General features: G+C 68.2%; 16 protein-coding genes. 7 read left to right on the plus strand and 9 right to left on the minus strand.

What is annotated here, in order from left to right; all coding sequences use genetic code 11:
• Together DQP58_RS12065 and DQP58_RS12070 are read right to left on the minus strand one after the other, a co-directional pair.
• A partial coding sequence (locus tag DQP58_RS12065) for a PPE family protein (RefSeq protein WP_133259365.1) occupies window positions 1-964 on the minus strand: 964 nt, incomplete at its 3' end.
• A 495-nt stretch (window positions 965-1,459) separates the two neighbouring features.
• Window positions 1,460-1,654 carry a ferredoxin gene (locus tag DQP58_RS12070; RefSeq protein ID WP_066861425.1) on the minus strand — a complete coding sequence of 65 codons (195 nt, stop codon included), beginning with the start codon at window positions 1,652-1,654 and terminating at the stop codon, window positions 1,460-1,462.
• 306 nt (window positions 1,655-1,960) lie between these two features.
• On the opposite strand from DQP58_RS12070, the gene DQP58_RS12075 reads away from it, so the two are divergent.
• Window positions 1,961-3,124, plus strand: coding sequence for a cytochrome P450 (locus tag DQP58_RS12075; protein ID WP_112708616.1), 1,164 nt, complete (start codon window positions 1,961-1,963; stop codon window positions 3,122-3,124).
• 55 nt (window positions 3,125-3,179) lie between these two features.
• Here DQP58_RS12075 and eccCa read toward each other — a convergent pair whose 3' ends face one another.
• Window positions 3,180-7,346, minus strand: a complete 4,167-nt coding sequence (eccCa, locus tag DQP58_RS12080; protein ID WP_112708617.1) for a type VII secretion protein EccCa — start codon at window positions 7,344-7,346, stop codon at window positions 3,180-3,182.
• Window positions 7,343-8,860 (minus strand): type VII secretion protein EccB, encoded by a 1,518-nt coding sequence (gene eccB / locus DQP58_RS12085; protein ID WP_112708618.1) that lies wholly within the window; start codon window positions 8,858-8,860, stop codon window positions 7,343-7,345. Before eccB ends, eccCa begins: the two co-directional genes overlap by 4 nt.
• A gap of 422 nt (window positions 8,861-9,282) precedes the next feature.
• Here eccB and malQ point away from each other — a divergent pair, with 422 nt between their 5' ends.
• The 5 genes from malQ to DQP58_RS12110 all read left to right on the plus strand — a co-directional run bounded on the left by malQ (window position 9,283) and on the right by DQP58_RS12110 (window position 15,243).
• Window positions 9,283-11,439 carry a 4-alpha-glucanotransferase gene (malQ, locus tag DQP58_RS12090; RefSeq protein WP_112708619.1) on the plus strand — a complete coding sequence of 719 codons (2,157 nt, stop codon included), beginning with the start codon at window positions 9,283-9,285 and terminating at the stop codon, window positions 11,437-11,439.
• A gap of 36 nt (window positions 11,440-11,475) precedes the next feature.
• Complete coding sequence (locus DQP58_RS12095; protein ID WP_112708620.1) at window positions 11,476-12,357, plus strand: LLM class F420-dependent oxidoreductase; 882 nt, start codon at window positions 11,476-11,478, stop codon at window positions 12,355-12,357.
• Entirely contained in the window at window positions 12,354-12,824 is a 471-nt protein-coding gene (locus DQP58_RS12100) for a nuclear transport factor 2 family protein (protein ID WP_112708621.1), read from the plus strand. Before DQP58_RS12095 ends, DQP58_RS12100 begins: the two co-directional genes overlap by 4 nt.
• A 305-nt stretch (window positions 12,825-13,129) precedes the next feature.
• Window positions 13,130-14,872, plus strand: a complete 1,743-nt coding sequence (locus tag DQP58_RS12105; protein WP_067019995.1) for a molybdopterin-dependent oxidoreductase — start codon at window positions 13,130-13,132, stop codon at window positions 14,870-14,872.
• Between the two features lie 101 nt (window positions 14,873-14,973).
• Entirely contained in the window at window positions 14,974-15,243 is a 270-nt protein-coding gene (locus DQP58_RS12110; protein WP_112708622.1) for a LapA family protein, read from the plus strand.
• Window positions 15,244-15,264: 21 nt separating this feature from the next.
• Here DQP58_RS12110 and DQP58_RS12115 read toward each other — a convergent pair whose 3' ends face one another.
• Both DQP58_RS12115 and DQP58_RS12120 read right to left on the minus strand, forming a co-directional pair.
• On the minus strand, window positions 15,265-15,693 hold the full coding sequence (locus DQP58_RS12115; protein ID WP_205869408.1) for a type II toxin-antitoxin system Rv0910 family toxin: 429 nt from the start codon (window positions 15,691-15,693) through the stop codon (window positions 15,265-15,267).
• Between the two features lie 105 nt (window positions 15,694-15,798).
• Window positions 15,799-16,356 (minus strand): hypothetical protein, encoded by a 558-nt coding sequence (locus DQP58_RS12120; RefSeq protein ID WP_112708624.1) that lies wholly within the window; start codon window positions 16,354-16,356, stop codon window positions 15,799-15,801.
• Window positions 16,357-16,584: 228 nt separating this feature from the next.
• Here DQP58_RS12120 and DQP58_RS12125 point away from each other — a divergent pair, with 228 nt between their 5' ends.
• Window positions 16,585-18,417 (plus strand): DUF4407 domain-containing protein, encoded by a 1,833-nt coding sequence (locus DQP58_RS12125; protein WP_112708625.1) that lies wholly within the window; start codon window positions 16,585-16,587, stop codon window positions 18,415-18,417.
• Window positions 18,418-18,432: 15 nt separating this feature from the next.
• On the opposite strand, the gene DQP58_RS12130 is transcribed toward DQP58_RS12125, so the two are convergent.
• The 3 genes from DQP58_RS12130 to DQP58_RS12140 form a co-directional block, all read right to left on the minus strand.
• Window positions 18,433-19,257: an SAM-dependent methyltransferase gene (locus DQP58_RS12130; protein WP_112708626.1), complete on the minus strand. Its 825-nt coding sequence runs from the start codon at window positions 19,255-19,257 to the stop codon at window positions 18,433-18,435.
• A gap of 7 nt (window positions 19,258-19,264) precedes the next feature.
• The gene (locus tag DQP58_RS12135; protein ID WP_240629771.1) at window positions 19,265-20,140 is read right to left on the minus strand and encodes a helix-turn-helix domain-containing protein; all 876 of its coding nucleotides are present in this window, start codon (window positions 20,138-20,140) and stop codon (window positions 19,265-19,267) included.
• Between the two features lie 236 nt (window positions 20,141-20,376).
• Window positions 20,377-20,664, minus strand: coding sequence for an ANTAR domain-containing protein (locus DQP58_RS12140; protein ID WP_066861389.1), 288 nt, complete (start codon window positions 20,662-20,664; stop codon window positions 20,377-20,379).
• Window positions 20,665-20,682 lie beyond the last annotated feature (18 nt).

Raw genomic sequence — 20,682 nt, forward strand, 5'->3', positions numbered from 1 at the left:
CGTGCCCCACCCCACCCAGGTTGCCCAGCCCCAGGCTCGCGAACTGCGGCGTGGGATACCAGGCACCACCGGCACCGGCCGTGCTACCACCGGGACCGGAGACCAACTGCTGGGAGAGCTGCGACCAGAAGGCCACGATGCCGTTCGAGAAATAGGCAAGACCGGTGTTCTGCTTGAGCAGCACGGTGTAGAGCGTGGGATTGAGCCCCAGGTAGTTGTTGTCCGGGGTGGGTAGCCCCGAATTCAAGAGGTCCTGAAGCGTGCTCGAGAGCAGTCCCGGATTCGAGGTGGCCGCGCTCGTTTGGGTCGTCGCCTGAGTTGTGCTGGCGGACAACGCTTGTGGGGAAGCCACTTGGGAAGTCGTCTGCGCGGTGTTGCCCGCCGGCTCGGCAACCGCCTTGGCGACCGCGGCGGCCTGGTCGGAGTCCGCTTCCGGGGTGGTGGTGTTGGGCGGGGTCGCGAACGGGGTCAGCACCGACGCGGTCGCCGACGAGGCGGCGTAAGCGGTCATGGCCCCGGCATCTTGCGCCCACATCTCCATGTACTGCGCCTCGGTGGCCGCGATGGCCGGGGTGTTCTGCCCGAAGAAGTTCGTCGCGACCAGGGTCGCCAGCAGCACCCGGTTGGCGGCGATCACCGGCGGCGGCACCGTCATCGCGAACGCCGCCTCGAAGGCCGCCGCGGCGGCCCGGCCCTGACCCGCCGTTTCCTCGGCCTGCGCGGCCATGGCGCTGAGCCAGCTCACGAACGGGGTGATCGCCGCGACCATCGACATCGACGCCGGTCCCACCCATGGCCCGCTGGTGAGCTCGGTAATCACCGAGTTGTAGCCGCTGGCCGCTACACCCAATTCCGCCGCAATCTCGTCCCAGGCGGCGGCGGCGGCCATCATCGGCCCCGACCCCGGACCCGCATACATGCGACCGGAATTGATTTCGGGCGGTAACGCCGCGAAGTCAAACACCGTGTCCTCCTCAGTCGGCCGGGACCGCAGGCGATCCCGGCGCTCACGTAGGAATCAGTGGTGGCCGTGGTCACGGCTCTGTAGACGACGCCACCGGTTGGCCGCTGCACCCACGGGAGTCACCAACGGAAGCCCCTTCGCCCCGCAACCCCATCAGCCGGGCGGGCCGGCGCATGCTGACCAGTGGACCGAATGCGCAAAGCTGGTCTGCCACCGCGATTCTCGGATGTCTGGTCAGGAAAGACATGCACCTTCTGCCTCGGCTAATCCCCCGCTATCAGCAACCGAGCGACAGCTCGCGTGTGCCCGAACTGCCGCCCGGCACTGAGATTAGTTCGTTATGAAGCAAACACCGACACGCAAAGGCACCTGTTCATCAATGGCCAGCCACTGTTCATTCCCGGTCGGCGGGAGTTCATCCACGGCAATGGATTGTTCACTCGCCGTTCGCTTAACGCCCACGGCGGCTCCGCCCGGGCTCGGGCGGTCGAGGCGTCAATCCTCTTCGAGAATCAGCGCCATCTCGGGGCACGATGCGACGCCGTCGCGTGTCGATTGCTCGTCCTCGGGCCTGACTTCGTGCTCCTCGAGGATCGAATAGCCGGACTCGTCGATCGGAAACAGGTCTGGGTCGACGGCGTAGCACTGGGCGTGGCCAACACATTTCGACTGGTCCAGACGAACCCTCACGAGGCTTCCTCCCTAGCCGGCACGGCGCGGCCGTAAACGTCTTCGCAAGCAGGCGAGCTCGCACTTCACGGTGCTGTCCCCAGATTAGTCGGTCGGTACAGTGTCGAAGGTGCTCGCCGATCGCTTTCGCGCGCAAACCCGGTTCAGCCCGGGCGGGCGGATCCGTGTTCCGTTGCCCCGCATGCAATATTGACGAACGAATGCAATATTGATGTGCCGCCAGGTGTTGGTATTGACGAATTCCGACATTGACGCATTCGCGTCGGAGCTATTTCACCGAAGACAGACAACCGGAGATCGAAGCGCATGAGCGAAGGCCAGCAAGGGTCGTTCTACCTGCCCCGGCTTGATTTCGCCACGTTGCCGATGACCGAGGACCGGGGTCTGGGTTGGAAGACGCTGCGCGACGCCGGACCAGTCGTGTTCATGAACGGCCACTACTACATCACCCGCCGCGAGGACGTGCTGGCCGCGCTGCGCAACACCAAGGTGTTTTCGTCGACGATCCTGCAGCCGCCCGGCCACCCCTTGCCGGTGCTGCCACTGGCTTACGATCCGCCGCAGCACACCCGCTACCGCCAGATCCTGCAGCCGTACTTCAGCCCGCACGCGTTGAACAAGTCACGGCCGGTGCTGCAGCGCCACGCCAGCGAGATGATCGCGACGCTGGCCGGCCGGCGCGAGTGCGAGGCGATGGCCGACTTCGCCAACCTCTACCCATTTCAGGTGTTCCTGGACCTCTACGGTCTGCCGGTCGAGGATCGTGACCGGCTCATCGATTGGAAGGACGCTGTCGTCAGCGACAAGCCCTTCGTCACCCAGAGCGACATAGAGAAATCCGAGCAGTTGCTGGCGTACCTGGCCGACGTCATCGCGCAGCGGCGGCAAAACCCGCAGTCGGACATGTTGTCGCAGGTGATCACCGGCAAGGGCAATTTCACCGACCTCGAACTGCTCGGCATGACACATCTGCTGATCCTGGCCGGTCTGGACACCGTGACCGCGGCGATCGGGTTCTCGCTGTTCGAATTGGCCCGCAGACCGCAACTGCGCAAGGATCTGCGCGACAATCCCAAGCAGATCCGGGTCTTCATCGAGGAGATCGTCCGGCTCGAGCCGTCGGCGCCGGTGGCACCGCGGATCACCACCGAATTCGTCGAGGTCGGCGGCATGACGCTGCCGCCCGGCACGTCGGTGCGGCTGTGCATGGCCGCGGTCAATCGCGACGACAGCGACGCGATGTCCACCAACGAGCTCAACATGGACGGAAAAGTCCACCGCCACTGGGGCTTTGGCGGCGGACCGCATCGCTGCCTGGGCTCTCACCTGGCGCGCATCGAGCTGACGGTGATCGTCGCGGAATGGCTCACCCAGATTCCGGATTTCGAGCTGCCCGAGGGCTACTCCCCCGTCATCAATTACCCGTCAAAGAGCTTCGCGCTCAAGGAATTGCCGCTGCGCTGGGGCTGACTCCCGGTGTGACCGGTCAGCCCCGGCGCAGCGGCCGGTCCCCTCTTTCGGGGCCCTACTTGCGCAGCTCGGTCGCCGCGACCTGGACGAACACGCCGGTGTCCTCGGCCATCAGCAGGCCTCGACCACGGGGCAGCGGGCCACCCTTCATCTTGCCGCGGATGAATCCCTCGTCCGGGTCGGCGTCCATCACCAGCAGCGGGGCGTTGGCCTGGGCCAGGGCCCGCAACATCGGGTCGCTGCCGGCCGACGACCAACCACCGAACGTGCGCGTGACGATCACGTGCAGGCCGACGTCGGCGGCGCGGGTCACCCAGGGGGCGGCCTTGTGCAGCGGCGAATCGAAGCCCGCGGGCAGCTGCTGGATGTCGTCGACGATCAAGAAGATCTCCGGTCCGCTCCACCAGTTGCGCGACAGCAACTCTTCGGCCGACAACCCCGGCGGCGGCTCGCGGCCGGCCAGGACCGCGGCCAGTTCGCCCATCATCGCCTGCACGCCATCGAGGTTGTAGGCGAATTTCTCCACGTAGTCGGAGCCGAGCGTGGTCAGCAGCTGACGGCGCGGGTCGACCAGCCACACTTGGGCCGAGGGCTGGCCCGCCGGCGGCGGCGGGGCGCTGGTCGCTCCCGGCGCGTACAGGCGCCCGATCTCGGACATGATGGTGGCCAGCGTCGTGGTGCGCCCACACTCGCGCCGGCCGGTCACCATCAGGTGCGCGTTCTCGGCGAAGTTGAGATACACCGGCGACAGGTCCAATTCCGAGATGGCCCAAGCGATTCCGCCCGCGCCGACGCCCTGACGGGTGTCGTGGGCGGCCAGCTCCCGAAGCTGTTCCACGCCGAAGGTGGCCGGCAGTCGGCGCACCGGCGGCGCCTGGCCGCTGGCGATCCGGCCGACGGCTTCGACGATGCTGTCGGACTCGAACCGGTTGTCCGGCGTGCTGGCCAGCGCCGGCCGCGCCACCAGGGTGTGCAGACCGGACTGCGGGTCGGCGTCGAGGCGCACGTAGTTGACCGCGACCATGCCGCGACCCGGCTTGACCGGAACGTCCTTGGCGAACCGCGAACGCACCAGCTTGGCGTCTTCCACGGCGGCCAGGCGCAGCTCGACCCGGGACCCGAAACCGCTGCGCACCGGCGGCCGCAGCTCCGATTCGCGGTCGGCGGTGACCACCACGTGCACCCCGAACGAGGGGCCCTGGTTGATGATCACGTTGACCTGCTCGATCAGCACCTCGTTTTCCTCGGCCAGCGCCCGGTAGTTGTCGACCACCAGGTAGACGTCGCCGAACCCGTCGTTGGGGACCGGGCCGGGCTCGTTGCCGAACTTGCGCCGCCGGAACACCTCCATCGAGGCGATCCCGTACTCGAGGAAGCTGCGCTTGCGCTCCCGCACCAGGGCCAGCAGTTCGGCCACCGTGCGGCGAACCCCGTACGGGTCGGTCGGGCCGGCCACCTCACCGACGTGCGGCAGGCGGGCGACGGTGGTCAGCGCGGTGCTGCTGTAGGCCAGGCAGTAGAACTGGATCTGCTCGGGCGTGTGGGTCAGCGCCGCCGAGCAGATCAGCGTCTGCAGCGCCGTCGTCTTGCCCGAACCACCGGCGCCCAGGATCAGCACGTTGGCGCCGGGGCCCGACGTGTCGACCGTCCACGGCGGCTGGTCGTGCTTGAAGGGGCGGTCGATGATCCCGATCGGGAACACCAGGTCCTGAGCAGTGCCGTAGTCCTGCTGCCAGGGGCGGCCGAGGAACCGGTTCACCAGTTCGTCGATGGCGACGGGCTGGTTCAGCGGCGGCTGCCACAGCCGGTAGGGCTGGAAATCGATCTTGCGCAGCTGGTCGATGATGACGGTACCGACCTTGGGCGTCCTGATCCCTTCGGCGTCGTCGTCATCGCCGCCCTCGACCTCGACCGGCAGGCCGTCGGCGGGGATGGCGGGCGCGGCGACGTCGGGTCCCCCGACGCTGACTTCCAGCGGGGTGAACGAGTTGGTGAACAGCTGCGGACGGACGTAGTCGATGCTGTGCACCAGCGCCGGCGCTTCTTCTCCGTCGTCGGTCAGCCCGCGCGGGAAGTAGTCCCGCCACAGGAATTCGGCCTGGAACCGGGTGATGTCCTCCAGGCTGCGGCGGAAGTAGCCCAGACCGGCCTGGGCGGGCAGGTTGACCGCGTTCGGCACGCCGGCGGCCTGCGCCGCACCGGCGGTACGCGCCTTCAGCACCAACCGGTAACCCATGTTCTCCATCAGCTTTTCGGCACGGCTCTCGATAGTCTGCGACGCCATCATCAGGTGGATCCAGTACGCGCGGCCCTGCCGGCCGATCGAGTCGAGGACGTCGACCGCCGTCGGCATGATGCGGAACCATTCGTAGAACTCGTCGATGACGACCACGAGCATCGGCAGCGGCGCCATGTCCTGGCCACGCGCCCGCATCCGGCTGCGCACCGAGTTGTATTCCTTGGCGTCGTCGACGCCGGCGCTGTCGCAGATCGCCTTGCGGCGGGCGATCTCACCCCACAGTGCGTCGAGGAAGCGCTCCATCAGCGCCTGGTCTTCTTCCAGGTCGGTGATGATCCGGGACACGTGCGGCACGCCGGCGAACGGCTTGACCGCCGACCCACCCTTGAGGTCGGCCAGCACGAACTGCAGCTCCTCCGGCGGGTGGCTGAGCATCAGCGACTCGATCACGGTACGCACCAGGGTCGATTTACCCGAACCGGTCGTACCGGACATGACTCCGTGCGGACCGTCGCCGCCTTCGTCCAGCGACTTCATGTCCAGGAACAGCAACTCGCCGTTGTCGGAGCGAACGCCGAACGGCGCCCGCAACCGTGACCGTCCCATCGAGTCGTTGCGGCTGCCCCACAGCGCCTCGAAGTCGATGCGGCCGGGATCGTCGATTCCGTAGTAGGACAAAATGTCTCGGGCGCCGATGTGGGCGACCCGCTGGCCGATCTCCTCGTACGCCTCGGCGAGCCGCCAGCGCGCCAGCTTCTGCGCGAACTCCTCGGCCTCGGCGGTGCTGATGTGGTCGGTGAGCGCGAAGAACCAGGGCTTCTCGTCGATCACCATCCAGGTGTCGCGGTCGCGGGGCAGGGTCTCGATCACACCCTTCTCGTCGAAGCGCAGGGTGCGCTCCGGGACCGCGCTCCACATCGCCGAGCCGGTGAGGTCGAAGAACGTCACCCCGTCGACGCCTTCGCCGCTGATCACGTACTCCCATTGCGGGTCAACGGCATCGGCGATGATCACGGTGTGCGGCGTCGGGGTCTGGGCCGACGAGCTGGCGTGCCGGGGCGTGAAAGAGCCACGGCCGGCGAACAATTCGGCCTGCTCGGCGGCGAACTCGCGCACCGAGCTGTAGACCATCCGGGCATTGCCCGCGGCGTCCTGGCGGCGCGGGTCACCGAAATGCGGCAGCCATTTCACCCAGTCCCATTCGTCCACGTTGGAACTGACCACGATCATCCGCATGTGGTCGGGCCCGTGCGAGAAGGCCAGCTGGCAGATGATCGCCCGCATCAGCCCCGCCACCTGCTCGCGGTCTCCGACCAGTGAGTACCAGGGCTCGACGAGCACCGAGATCATCTTGGGCAGGTTGTAGACGACGCTTTGATAGCGACCGAATTCCTGCAGCGCCTTGCCGGTCACCGGCTCCAGCTCGATGTCGGTGGGCATGTTCTGGGGCTCACCCCAGGTCACCTCGGGGCGGGTCATGCCGACGCCGACGCGGACCACGCCGAAGTTCAGGTCCTTGCCGTCGGGCTTGCGTTCCCACATCCGCGACGACCCGACCGCGGCGGCCAGCGTGGTGGGCGCCGGGTGGAACCACCGGTAGTTGGCGTCCATGCTGTCGGCCGACTCGTGGGCGGTCTCGCGCAGCATGTCCAGCATCAGCATGAACTGGGCGCGCATCGAGTCCAGCTTGGGGCGGCTCATCTGCTGCTGGCCGCCGAATCGGCCGCCGAACATCATCATCGCGACGCCACCGATCATGAAGATCGGGAAGATCGAGCCGGCGCCGCCGAACACGTGCGAGCCGCTGGCGAAGGTCATGGCGACCATGCCGATCAGCAGACCGACCACCACGACGCCGACCACCACGATCCACCATGGCTTGCCTTCCGGCGGCGGGATGCTCAGCGGCGTCGGGAGGACGATGTTCTCCGGCTTGATTACCGGAGGCTTCTCCGGCGTCGGCCGCGCAAATCCACGTTTCACTTCGGTACCGCCAACTCTCCTGGGGACATATCCATCGGTAGCGTGTCGTGCTCCACCAGCGCATCCGCCCGCGACAACGTCGGCCCTTGCGGGAGCAGCCGCAGCGCCACCCACGGCGCCAGGCCCGGTTTCGTCTTGAGGCCCAACGCTTCTCGCACCTCGCGGGTGTCGTCGACCCCGAACCGGGCACCCGCGTCCGTGAGCCACCACAGCGATTCGGTGGTCTTGGCTCCCGGGTCGTTTCCGGTGACGGCCACGAAGTTCGCGTAGTCGGGCCCGAAGAAGACCTGGTCGGCTTCGCGCCCGGTGGTATCCGCCTTGACCAGCGACACCACCCGGTTGACGTCCTTCTGCTCGACCGGAATGGTCGCGCCGGAGATGACCTGCACGCGGGCCCGGTTCTCACCGGAGGTCTTCTGCCACCACCAGCAGGTCGCCGGGTTCTCGCGGATGTCCATCACATTCAGCGGCGCGTCCGGATACGACGACAGGTCGAGCTTGTTGACCACCGGCATCTTCGCCAGCGCGGACGGCTCGACGGTCACCGGTTTGGTGTTGCCCGGTCCGGCGTTCTGCAGGATCTGGGCCACCAACGGCGGCAGCGTCTGCACGCCGTCCGCCAATACCAACGAATACTGTTGCGGCCCACTGATTTGCGGGGTGACGATCACCGTGCCGATCGGGCCGGGCGCGTTCGGGAACGACGCCCCCGCGCCCGCGTTCTGAATCTGCGGCACGGTCAGTTCCGGGCCCACCGGCAACGCGTCGTACAGGGCGCGGCTCATCGGCTTGGCCATGCTGACCTGTTCGGGGGTCAGCCCCAGCGGCAGCAGCACGGACCGGTTGGACCCGTCGATGCGTGAGCGGCGCCCGTCCCGGATCACCCAGGCGTCGCCGCTGTAGTTCAGCACCACCGCGTCCGAGCCGGTCAGCACCCGCCGGTGGTTGCTCAGATCCGGGTTGCCGTCGATGACGGTCACCGTCACACCGGACGGGGCGCCGGCACCGGTCGAGTTCGCCACGGTGTCGCAGACCAACCACGACGACGCGGCCGGGCTGGTCGGGTGGAAGCTCGACGGCGCGCCCGGGATGCCCACCATCGGGCCGCGCGGCAGGGTGGCGATCTGGTTGGATTTGACCAGGTGCGGGTTGTCCGGGCGACCGGTGATCAGGCGCGCCGAGGCCAGGTTCAGCGCGGGGTACAACTTCTCGCCGACGCGGACGTAGAGCGCTCCGGAGTCGCGGTCGGCGATGATCGGTGACTCGTTGATCTGTCCGGCCGGGCTGATGAACGAGTACAGCAGCGCGCCCAGGCAGATGACCAACGCGGCGGAGATCGATGCCACCACTGCCAGGTTCTGCCGCCGTCCCGGCTCGACCTCCATGCGGACGCGCCACCGGGTCAGCGCCATCGCGGTGCGGCGCGCAAGGAACTGGTAGCCGGTCACCTGGGTCCGGGTCGACAACCCCAGGCCGTACCCCGACCCGCGTTGCCCGCGACTCTCTTCCGCCACTTATTCACCATCCGGTCTGCTGAAGCGCCTGGATATCGTCGTCTGACCGATCCAGCGCGAATTACATGACAACGTTAAGGCACCTGCGCGGACCTCGCCACGCGGCGCCGGAGCGCATTCATTTCTACATCTGTTTATGCACCCGAATCCGGCCCCGTCCACCGCCGCGGGCGGCCAGGAGAGGCGGCGCCGACGCGCCCCACTGAGCTGGCAGTTTCGTTCTCCCACGGATGAGCCGACCGGAGCCTGGTGATCTCCTCAGGGCATCGTAATCGCCGCGGGCCCGCTCGTCCTGTCGAGCGCGCGAAGCCATTGCCGGCAGTGGCCTCAAATGAATGGCGGGCGACCGCCCAGCAAAGAATGCGCCAACTCGCCCCGGGTCCGAGTCGCCGCCCGGCGAAACCGGGCAGCAAGATGACGTCATGACCGAACTCGCTCCGTCGCTGATCGAACTCGCCCGCAGATATGGCATCGCGACCGAGTACGAGGACTGGTCGGGCGCACGGGTGCGGGTGGCCGAGGCGACGTTGAAGGCGGTGCTGGGCGCCCTCGGCGTGGCGGCCGACAACGAGCAGGAGCGCAACGTCGCACTGACGGCGAAGCTGCGGTCGCACTGGGCGCGCCGGCTGCCGCCGACCATCGTGGGGCGCACCGGCGAGCAGATCCGGTTCTGGGCGCATGTCACCCATGGGGATCCCGCCGAGGTGTGGCTGCAGCTCGAAGACGGCACGGTGCGTGGCGGCGTGGAACAGGTCGACAACTTCACCCCGCCGTTTGACCTGGACGGTCGCTGGGTGGGTGAGGCCAGCTTCCTGCTGCCCGCCGACCTGCCGCTGGGCTATCACCGGGTGCACCTGCGTTCCGGTGACGCCGAGACCAGCGCCGCGCTGATCGTGACGCCGGATTGGCTGGGGCTGCCCGAGCGGCTCGGCGCCCGGCGCGCGTGGGGCCTGGCCGCGCAGCTTTACAGCGTGCGGTCGCGACAGTCGTGGGGCGTCGGCGACCTGACCGATCTGACCGACCTCGCGGTGTGGTCGGCCTCCCGGCACGGCGCCGATTACCTGCTGGTCAATCCGCTGCACGCCGCGGCCCCCACCAAGCCGATGGAGCCGTCGCCGTATCTGCCGACATCGCGGCGCTTCGTCAACCCGATTTATCTTCACGTCGAGGCGATCCCCGAGTTCGCCGACCTGACCAAGCGCAACCGGGTCCGGCGGCTGCGCTCCGAGGTCCAGCAGCGTGCCGGCGACGTCGACGCCATCGACCGCGACGCCGCGTGGGCGGCCAAGCGGGCAGCGCTGCGGCTGCTGCACCAAGAACCGCGGTCGGCGGGTCGCGAGTTGTCCTACGCGGCATTCCGCGACCGGGAGGGCCGCGCGCTCGACGACTTCGCCGCCTGGTGCGCGCTGGCCGAGAAGCACGGCGACGACTGGCATTCCTGGCCCGAGGCGTTGCAGCACCCGGACGCGTCAGGGGTCGCGGCCTTCGTCCAAAAGCATTCCGACACAATCGATTTCCACCGGTGGTTGCAATGGCAGCTCGACGAGCAGCTGGCCGCGGCGCAGTCACAGGCGATCCGGGCCGGCATGTCGTTGGGCATCATGGCAGACCTGGCCGTCGGGGTGCACCCCAACGGTGCCGACTCCTGGGCGCTGCAGGACGTGCTGGCGCTGGGCGTGACCGCGGGGGCGCCGCCGGACGAGTTCAACCAGCTCGGCCAGGACTGGTCGCAGCCGCCGTGGCGACCTGATCGGTTGGACGAGCACGAGTATCGGCCCTTTCGCGCGCTGATCCGTGCGGTGCTGCGGCACGCCGGCGGGGTGCGCATCGACCACATCATCGGGTTGTTCCGGCTCTGGTGGATCCCACGGGGCGCCCCGCCCACCGAAGGCACCTACGTGCGGTACGACCACGAGGCGATGATCGGCATCGTCGCCCTGGAGGCGCACCGCGCGGGCGCAGTCGTCGTGGGTGAGGATCTCGGCACGGTCGAGCCGTGGGTGCGGGACTACCTTTTGTTGCGGGGCTTGCTGGGCACCTCGATCCTCTGGTTCGAGTTGGACCGCGACGGGACCGGTGGCCCGCTGCCGGCCGAGCGCTGGCGCGAGTACTGCCTGTCCTCGGTCACCACCCACGATCTGCCACCGACCGCCGGCTATCTGGCGGGTGACCATGTGCGGCTGCGTGATTCGTTGCGGCTGCTGACCCGCCCCGTCGAGGAGGAGCTAAAGGCCGACCGGACGGAGCTGGCGGCGTGGCTGGCCGAGCTGCGCCGGGTCGGGTTGCTCGAGGACGGCGACGACGACCCCGAGCGCGTCGTTGTGGCGCTGTACCGCTATCTGGGCAGGACGCCGTCGCGGCTGCTGGGCGTGGCGCTGACGGACGCCGTCGGTGACCGCCGGACCCAGAATCAGCCCGGCACCACCGACGAATACCCCAACTGGCGGGTGCCGCTGACGGGGCCCGACGGGCGCGCGGTGATGCTCGAGGACGTGTTCACCGACCGCCGGGCCGCCACGCTCGCCGAAGCCGTGCGCGCCGCGATAACGCCCGCCGTGGCCGAAAGCGCGACCCGCTAGTCGCCCGGCGGGATGCCTTCGTTAGCTTCGAAAACCATGAAGGTCTCGGTGGTGGCCCCGGTCGCCGACGGTGTCACTGCGGACCCCGACTGGATGGTGGCCTTCGCGCGCCATCTGGAGGCCTGCGGGTTCGAATCGATCGTCGTTGTCGAGCACACCGTCCTGCTCACCCGCTACGACAGCGTCTATCCCTACGACACTTCGGGACGCGTCGGCCTGGCGGCAGACTGCCCCATCCCGGATCCCCTTGACCTGCTTGCCTTTCTGGCCGGCCACACCAGCAGCCTGGGGCTGGCCACCGGCGTGTTGGTGCTGCCCAATCACCACCCGGTGGTGCTGGCCAAGCGGGCCGCCACCGTCGACGCCCTGTCGGGCGGCCGGCTACACCTGTGCGTCGGGGTGGGCTGGCTCTCCGAAGAGCTGGCCGCCTGCGGCGTGGAGTTCGACAGCCGGGGCCGGCGGGCCGACGAGCAGCTGGCCGTCCTGCGAGCGTTGTGGGCGCAGCGGCCCGAGGGGGTGTCTTTCGCGGGCGAGTTCTTCAGCTTCGAGAACGTCATGAGCTACCCGAAACCCGTTGCAGCCGAACGTCTCCCGATTCACATCGGTGGACACAGCCGAGCGGCCGCGCGCCGCGCCGGACGCCTCGGCGACGGCTTCCAGCCGCTCGGGGTGACCGGTCCGCAACTCGCGTCGTTGCTAGCGCTGATGCGCGACGAGGCATCGTCGGCGGGCCGCGATCCGGCGGCACTCGAAGTGTCGCTGGGCCATTCGGTCACCAAGGTCGATGCCGAGCGCGCGGCCGCCCTCGCCGATCAGGGGGCCGACCGGTTGGTGCTGGCCATGCCGCCGACCACCGACATCGAGCAGGCCAAGGACCTGTTGTCGGCCTGCGCGCAACGGTTGTCGTTGAGCTCATGACGCTGTCCGCCGATCACCGGGCTGCCCTGAGCGATCTGGTGCACCGGTACGCGGCGCATGTCGACGACCGCGACTTCGCCGCCGTGGTAGAGCTTTTCACTGCCGACGCCGAGCTGCTGGTGCCGGCACCACCCGCCGATCTGCGGCCGACCCAAACGCATCGCGGTCGGGGCGCCATCGGCACGGCGGTCGCGGCCGTCGCCGCGGTCGTGCGCACCGAGCACGCGATCGTCGGCGAGGTGTACGACGCGGCCGGGCGACCCGGCGCCGCCCGCGGGCGCATCGCCTGCGTCGCGCACCACTGGAACCAGCGCGACGACGAGCTGGTGGACGTGGCATGGCACCTGCGCTACGACGACGAATACGTGCTGACGCAGGCGGGTTGGCGGATCGCCCGCCGGGCGTTGACGGTCAATGCCATCGAGACCCGACCGGTGCGCCGGCTGCTGCCGCGCGACCCCGCTTAGCGTGTTGGCAGCACATTATGCGCACACTCACAGCAAACTCATCGGTTCGTATCTGCGGCTCAAATCCGGCATTTTTATGGGTAGGTGCGGCTAACGCCGTCGAGCCGCGGCCGGATTTTGCGCGCTCGACGCGTACATCGGATTACACCGCCGTGATCCGGGCCGCGACCAGAGCCCTCGTTCCCGATTGACTCCAATTAATCCAGGTGCGTTCGTGTAATTTCGGCCGCGTGACGAACACCGTTGATTCCGCGGGGACCGGTGGAGGGCGGGCAGCGCAGGACGGCTCGGTATCGACCCTGGCAGTGGGCACGCCGCTGACGTCCATCCCGGACTACCGCAACGAGATACACACCGCCGAAGACGTCATCGATGTGGAGCATTACGGTGGCGGCTTCGATCTCACCAGGCGGGCCACCGCCCCCAAACTGCGCATCGGGCGCGACCGATGGTTCAACCTGCTCTGGTTGATCCCCATCGGCTTTGCCGTGCTGATCGCCGGCATCGCGGTCGGCAAAGGGTTGCACAACATGCCCGCGGTGCAGTCGTTCATCCACCGCTACCCCGGCTCGGACAGTGCCGGCATCCCCCCGGGACTGCCCGCCTGGATCGGCTGGACGCACTTCTTCAACCTCTTCATGATGATGTTCATCATCAGGACGGGAATCCAGATCCTCTGCGACCATCCCCGGCTCTACTTCAGCCGCAACGCCACCCCAGGCAAGGACGAGTGGCTGCGGGTGGGTCCGCCCGTTCCGGACGACGAGCTGTGGACCGCCAACGCCGACACCGTCGCCTTGCCACCGCAATTGGGGCTGCCCGGGTTCCGGCACTCCATCGGCCTGGCCCGCTGGTGGCATCTGGGCGTCGACGTCCTCTGGCTGGTCAACGGTGCCGTCTTCTACGTGCTGCTGTTCGCCACGGGACAATGGCGCCACATCGTGCCGACCAGCTGGGACGTCTTCCCCAACGCGGCGTCGGTGGCCATTCAGTACCTGTCGCTGGACTGGCCCACCGATAACGGCTGGGTCGCATACAACGGCCTGCAGCTGCTGTCGTACTTCACCACCGTGTTCATCGCCGCCCCGGCCGCGCTGATCACCGGTCTGGGAATGTCGCCCGCGCTGTCCCAGCGGGTCCACTGGCTCAGCAAGCGCCTGAGCATTCAGCACGCGCGGTCGCTGCATTTCGTGGTGCTGGTCTATTTCCTGTTCTTCATCCTGGTGCACGTCACCATGGTTCTGACCACCGAGGCACTGCGAAACCTCAACCACATGTTCGCCTCGCGCGACGACAACAGCTGGGTCGGTTTCGGCATCTTCGCCGCGGCCATGGTGCTGACCGCGATCGCGTGGGTTTGGGCCACTCCCTTCACCATTCGCCACCCGCGCGTGGTGCAGCGGGTCGGCTACGCGCTGGTGGGTCCCTTCCAGCGGATGCTCGAGCAGTTGGACCCCAAGCCCGGCGCCTTCACCGAGAAGGACATCTCGCCGCACCACTGGCGTAACGGGCGTTTGCCCGAGACCGTCGAGTACAAGGAACTGGAGCGAGACGACTTCAAGGACTGGCGCCTCAAGGTTTACGGCCTGGTCGAGCACCCGATGGAGTTCTCCCTCGAGGACTTGATGGCGCTGCCCTATCACGAGCAGATCAGCCAGCACTTCTGCATCCAGGCGTGGTCGGGCGTCGCCAAATGGGGTGGCGTGCAGATGAAGACGATCATGGACATCGTCAAACCGCTCCCGGAAGCGAAGTGGGCGGTCTTTTATTCGATGGGTCTGGGCGCCACGGGCGGCATCTATTACAACGCCCATCACATCGGCCAGATGGACCACCACATGACGATGCTGGCCTACAACATGAACGACCAGCAGCTGCCTTACATGCACGGTAGGCCGCTGCGGCTGCGCAACGAATTGCAGCACGGCTTCAAGCTGGTGAAGTGGATCAAGGGCATCGAGTTCGTCGCCGACTACCACGACATCGGTAGCGGTTATGGCGGCTACAGCGAAGACCACAAGTACTTCGGCCGCCACCAGACGCTCTAGCCGTATCGCGCGTCACCTCCGCCAAGTCGTTTGTCCCGACAGCCCTTTGGGTAGCTCCAAGAAATCGGGCCGAAATTCGAAGTGACAGCAGAGGAGACGCCATGAGGCAGCACCCTGTCGATCATGATCGGACCGCCGACCCGAACACGGGTGGATCCAGGCACACGCCCGGGCTGCTCGTGGTCGCGGCGGCCGCGTTGGCGTTCGTCGCATGTGTGGCCAACTTCGCTGTGGGGCAGGCCGGCGCCGGGGTTGCCGCCGCGATCGTCGCCATGCTCGCCTTCGGCGCCGGTTTGTCCTGGCTTGCCATGGACCGCAGGCGAATTCGCGACGCCGAGCGGCATTGGATGATCAGCCACCCGGCGCGGTAGCGGCGGACGCCGCGGGGCCGGTTATTGCAGGGTAGCCAGGTTGTTGACGGACTTTTGCACGTCGGATCGCAGCACCCGGGCGACCAGTCCCCCCACCGGCCCGCTGAGCAGACCGCCGCCGAGGTCGGCGGTGAGGTGGAACGTCGACCCGGGATGATTGTCGGCGACGGTCATCGCCACCGTAAGGCGGATACCGCCGCGGCCGCGGCCCTGCAGCTCAATCGCTTTCGGCTCGTCGTAGCGAGTGACCTCCCAGTGGATCACGTTGCGGAAACCCTTGACCTTGACACACGACGAGACGCAGGTGCCCTTCTCGATGGTGTCGGGCACCGGCCCGCGCCATCCGGCGAAAATCGTCATCCACTCGTCGAATCGGTCCAGGTCGGACGCCAGCTTCCACGCCGCTTCCGGTTCCACCTGCGACGACAGCGACACATCTACGCGAGCCAAAGTCTTCCTCCCCTGGCGATCGGCAGCGCCGTCGCCCACCGGCGACCGACGCACAACCCTGACTGGGTACCCCGACGGCCTCGGGCGTATTCGTGGCTCGGCCGGTCAGGGCCAGGCCTGCTCCAACTGCTGGGCCACGTCGATGATTTGCGCCGCCTGCGACTGGGGCGCGTCGATCTCGGCGGCGACGTACTGGGCGATGAAACGCCGAATCTCACCGTCCACGCCCGCCAGGATGCGCAGCACCTCGCCGCGGATCGAGTTCGACGAGACATTGACGGTGATGTCGGACGGCCGCGGTTTGGCCACGTCGACGATCAGCAGCAGCGGTTCGGCGGCGCGCGCCGTCGCCCGCAATTGAATGTCTCCGGAAACCACGAAACGCGGCTTGTCGAGCCATAAATCGATCAGCAGATCGATGGACAGCGGGATGTGGATGACGAAGGTGATGGTGTCGCCCAGCCGGCGTGTGACCCGGGGCTCCCGAATCTTGACGTTGGCACTGACCTTGGCGATCCCGCCCGGCCCCTGCGCGATCGGCTCCATGGCGAACTCGCTGCCGGCGATGTCGGCGAACGCCGCGGCGACACGCTCGGGAGTGACGGCGACCTCGAAGAACCTGCGGCCAAACTCCTCGTAGGTGACATAATCGTGATTCGTCATAGGCTTATACCGTCTCATGTCACCTGCCAGAACGGTCGCTGATCTGCTCGCGTCGCAGGAAATCCGCGTCAGATGCCCCCTCGTTGGACCGGCGGGTATGGGCGATGCGTGGCCAGGTGATCCGCGTCGATTCCGCGGATCTGTGAAGCGCGCCACAGGCGGGGCGCTTCGATTCGAAGTGTCGGGCGGTGGCCTGGGAGGCTTGATGGTGGAGGTGTTTTCAGTCTTATGCCCCAGGAAGTGATCGAGCAGCGCTCGGGCCTGGCCCGGGCGACGGGGATGCTCATCTGGCTCGGCGGCGGGCACCGGCGCGAGCTGGGCGAGCGTCACGAACGGTCCGCTCACGCGGTCGCCGGCGCCGTCACGCTGTCCGGTGCGATGCTGGCCTGGCTGGCCGCGACGCTCGCGGTCACCGGCTCGACCCCCTGGCCGCTGCCGGCGGTGGTGCCCCTCACCCTGGTCTTCGGTGTGCTGGTGGGCGCCATCAGTCACGCCACCATCCCCGGCCCCGGCCGGAGCCGCCCCGGTGTCATCGGACGCGTCGCGGTGGCGGCGGCGGTCGGCGTCGTCGTCGGTGAACTCGCGGCGCTGGTCCTGCTATCCAGCTCGATCGCCCACCGGCTCGACGAACGGGCATTGCGCCACGCCGAATCGGCCCCGGCCGTCGCGCAGGCAGCGGCGGCCCTGCAGCAGGCCAGGGACGTCCGCACGGCACTCGACGACACCGTCGCGACGGCCCGCGACCGTCAGGACAAGGCCTTGGTCGTCGCCCGCTGCGAATACCACCCCACCCCCGGCTGTCCGCAGACCCGGATCACCGGCGATCCCGGCACCGGGCCCGAAACACGCACGGCCAACGAGCTTCTCGGCGATGCCCAGCACGAATTGGACACCGCCCTGGCCGCGCGCGACGGCCGCGCACCAGGGCTGGACGCCACGATCTCGCGACAAGAGCAGGCGCTGCGTGACGCACGGGACGGTGTCGTGGCGGACGCCGACCGCGGCCTGGGCGCGCGCTGGGTGGCGATGAACGACCTCACCGCGGCCGACGCCGGGGCGATGACCCTGCGGCTGTTGACGATCGGGGCCTGCGTGCTGCTCTACCTGGCGCCGCTGATCCTGGGGCGCTGGCGTGGTGAGACCACGCACGATCGCCGTACCACCTCGCGGGCCGAGCGCGAACGCGCCGAACTCGACGCGGACACCGCCATCGCGATCAAGCGGGCCGAGGTGCGGCGGGAGGCCGAAATCCTGTGGGCCGAGCACCAATTGACGCAGGCCCGGCTTGCCGTGGAGGCGCAGACCCAGATCGACCGCGAGCAGCAACGCCGCCGGGTTTCCGAAGCCCTGGATGCTCCGCTGCATGCGCCGTCGCAGCGGGGGTTCGAGCCCGGCGCCGACGACGTGTACCTGCCGATCGCCGCCGAGGCCGAGGCGGCCAGCCGGGCCATCACCCGACTGCCCGCGCCGGAGCCCGCCGCCGGCTTGGCCGGTCCCCATACCGACCTTCCGGAGCACCTGCCCGCACCGGAGCCTTCGGGCGGGGAGGTCGAGCAACACCAAGAACGCCCTGCGCCGTTGATCCCGTCAATTCCGGACGCCACGAAGGCCGCCGCCCGCTGGATCCGCCCACTGGTGCCGCCGTTCGTGGCCAAGGTGATCGACACCACCACCCAGCCGCTGCGCACCGCGCGCCAAGTGTTCGAAGGCGTCCTCGAGGAAACCGAAGAGATCACGTTCACGCTCAAGCGCACCCGCAAGGTGGCGATCAACTCCGAGGCCTACGACACCCAACTGTCCGGTCACCCCGCCGACACCGAAACACCCTCGGGCCGAGCGGAATTCGTCGCCTCATCGCGACACCATCCCGCCGAGCGGGCGCAGCGCCGGGTGTCCGGGCGCGGGTCGGGCGCGTCCCTGCCTGGGCGGGCCGCCCCTGACGCCGAGCGCCTGTCGGTCCCGCCCGCGGAACGCGACCGGCGGCGGGCGCTGACGAAGCGAGACGGTCCGCCGGAATTGGGTCCGCCCGACGGTCCGCGTGAGCTGCCGCCGCCCAAATAGCCCGCCGCTGTCGCGCTAGGACTTCGTCGCCTCGACAAAGTAGCCGCGCGGTACGCCGGGCACCTCCAGCGGGACGACCGAATGATCCCAGCGATTCCACCTCGCGCCGGGCTCGGCGACGTCGGTGACCTTCGCCAGCCAGCCGTGCCGCTCGATCAGGGTGGCCGGCGCGTCGGTGCCGAACATCCACGGTGCGCCGCTGCGCCGCATGTACTCGAGGGTGGGCTGCATGAAGTCCGCCTCCAGCAGCGCCGTGCCGACCAGGTCGTAGCAGACGCGCGAACCCGGCGCGGACAACGCATCTATTCGGGCGAACAAGACGTCGACGGCGGCGGCGTCGAGGTACTGCAGCAGGCCTTCGACCAGCCACGCGACGGGGGCGTCCGAGGAAAACCCATGGGAGATCAGCGCTTTCGGCCAGTCGCCGGCCAGGTCGACGCCCACGGGGACGCGACGGCAGCGGGGACGCTCACCGGCGAGCCGTTGGTCCTTGATTCTGATCACCTGCGGCTGGTCGACTTCGTAGACGGTGGTCGCGGGGCGCCACGGCAGCCGGTAGGCGCGCGCATCCATGCCCGCCGCGAGGATCACCACCTGCGCAATGCCGTCCGACTCCGCCTTCTGCAATGCCTCGTCCCAGAACCGCGTGCGGATGGCGATCTGCGGCGAGGACGCGCCCGTCTTCGCCGCGGCGCGGGCGAGCAACGCGCGGCCTTCCGCGCCGGCCAGCCGGTCGGCGTACGGGTCGGTGAAGAGCCGGTCCGGGCGCTTGGATTCCTCGGCGCGCATCGCAGCGACCAGAAATCCGGTGTCCGCTACGGCTTGTCTGATTTCTTCCATGTGGCCATCATCTGCGCGCCGAACCGGGCGGTCTTGGATTTTTGCGCCGCTCGAACGGAACGTGGCTCGGCAACAGGATTCGCCGCCGCCGGTAGGACGTCGGCGTCATTCCACTGAACGCGCGAAATTCCCGCACCAGATGGGATTGGTCGAAATAGCCCAGATCGGCCGCAATGCGGGCGCCGCCGCCGGGGTCATCGCCCAGTCGCCTCAGCGCCGCCTGGAATCGGCGAGCACGGGCGAATTCCTTTGGCGCCAAACCCACCTCGGCGCGAAACAGCGCGACGAGCCGCTTGCTCGACCATCCCGTCAGGCGGCGGAGTTCGGCCAACCGCACCGAGGGATCGGCCTCGATGGCCGCCAGCGCGGCGCCCAGGCTCGGTTGTCTCGACGAGCCCATCCGCGAGAGCATGAATCGCTCGAGCAGGGCGAACCTGGCCGGGATCGACGGAGCCTCGATCAGGCGCTCGTGCAATTCGCGTCCCGCACCTCCCCAGATCTCGTCGACGCCGACGGGCGCGTCGGCTAAGTCACTCAACGACATGCACAGAAACGAAAAGGCGCCCCCGGGCCGGAAATGGATGGCCATGACGGGCTCGTCGGCCGCGATGTCCGACACATAGGACACGTTCTGCGGACCGGTGACGAACGCGGGCGGAACACGCACTTCGGTCGTGCCGTCGGCGGCATAGAAGTCCAGCCGCTGTCGGGGGCCGACGTCGAAGACGACCGTTACGGCGCCGCGCGGCAGCGCCCGGCTCCGGTAGCTGTTTCCGCGGTGCAGCCAATGCCCGAAGAATTCGATGTGGTCGGCCAGCGGACCGCGCGGACGGTGCAGGCTGGGCCCGGGACCCGTCGGCCGCCCACGCTCGATTGCGGACACGACGAGAATTCTCGCACTCGACGCCGTCTCAGCGGAGCAGGGTGATCACGTAGTCCGGATCGTGGCCGGCCCGCATCGCGGCACGGCTCATCCGCGGGCGCCGCAACCCCCTCGTCCGCGTCGGCCACTGCAGCCGCAGCCCGAGGGCACCACCCTCCGAACGCGCTTTCGGGTAAAAGTTGGAGGCGGCCGGGTTACCCCTCGAAGCTCGGCCGCCCCAACGTCGTGGTGCGCGCTCAGCAGGTAAGCGCGCGGGATTTGAACAGCGCGCCCCATTCGCGGCGGGCCGCGGACTGGGCGTCGACGAAGCTCGGGGTCTTCTCGCCGTCGCCCGCCAGGTGGACCAATGCCCACGCCATGGCGAATACCGGTACCTTGTGCCGGATTGCGGCGCTGTGCAACTCGTCCAGTGCGGCGTCGGACGGACACCGGCGAAGACCGATGAGGATGCCCCGCGCGGTGTCGAGAATGCGGCCGGAGTTCGGGCCGCACGAAGTTTGGGCGGGAACCCAGTTCGTCGTCATGCTGTTGATACCTCCTGC

This window comes from Mycobacterium colombiense, from assembly GCF_003284975.1.
Classification (GTDB): domain Bacteria; phylum Actinomycetota; class Actinomycetes; order Mycobacteriales; family Mycobacteriaceae; genus Mycobacterium; species Mycobacterium europaeum_A.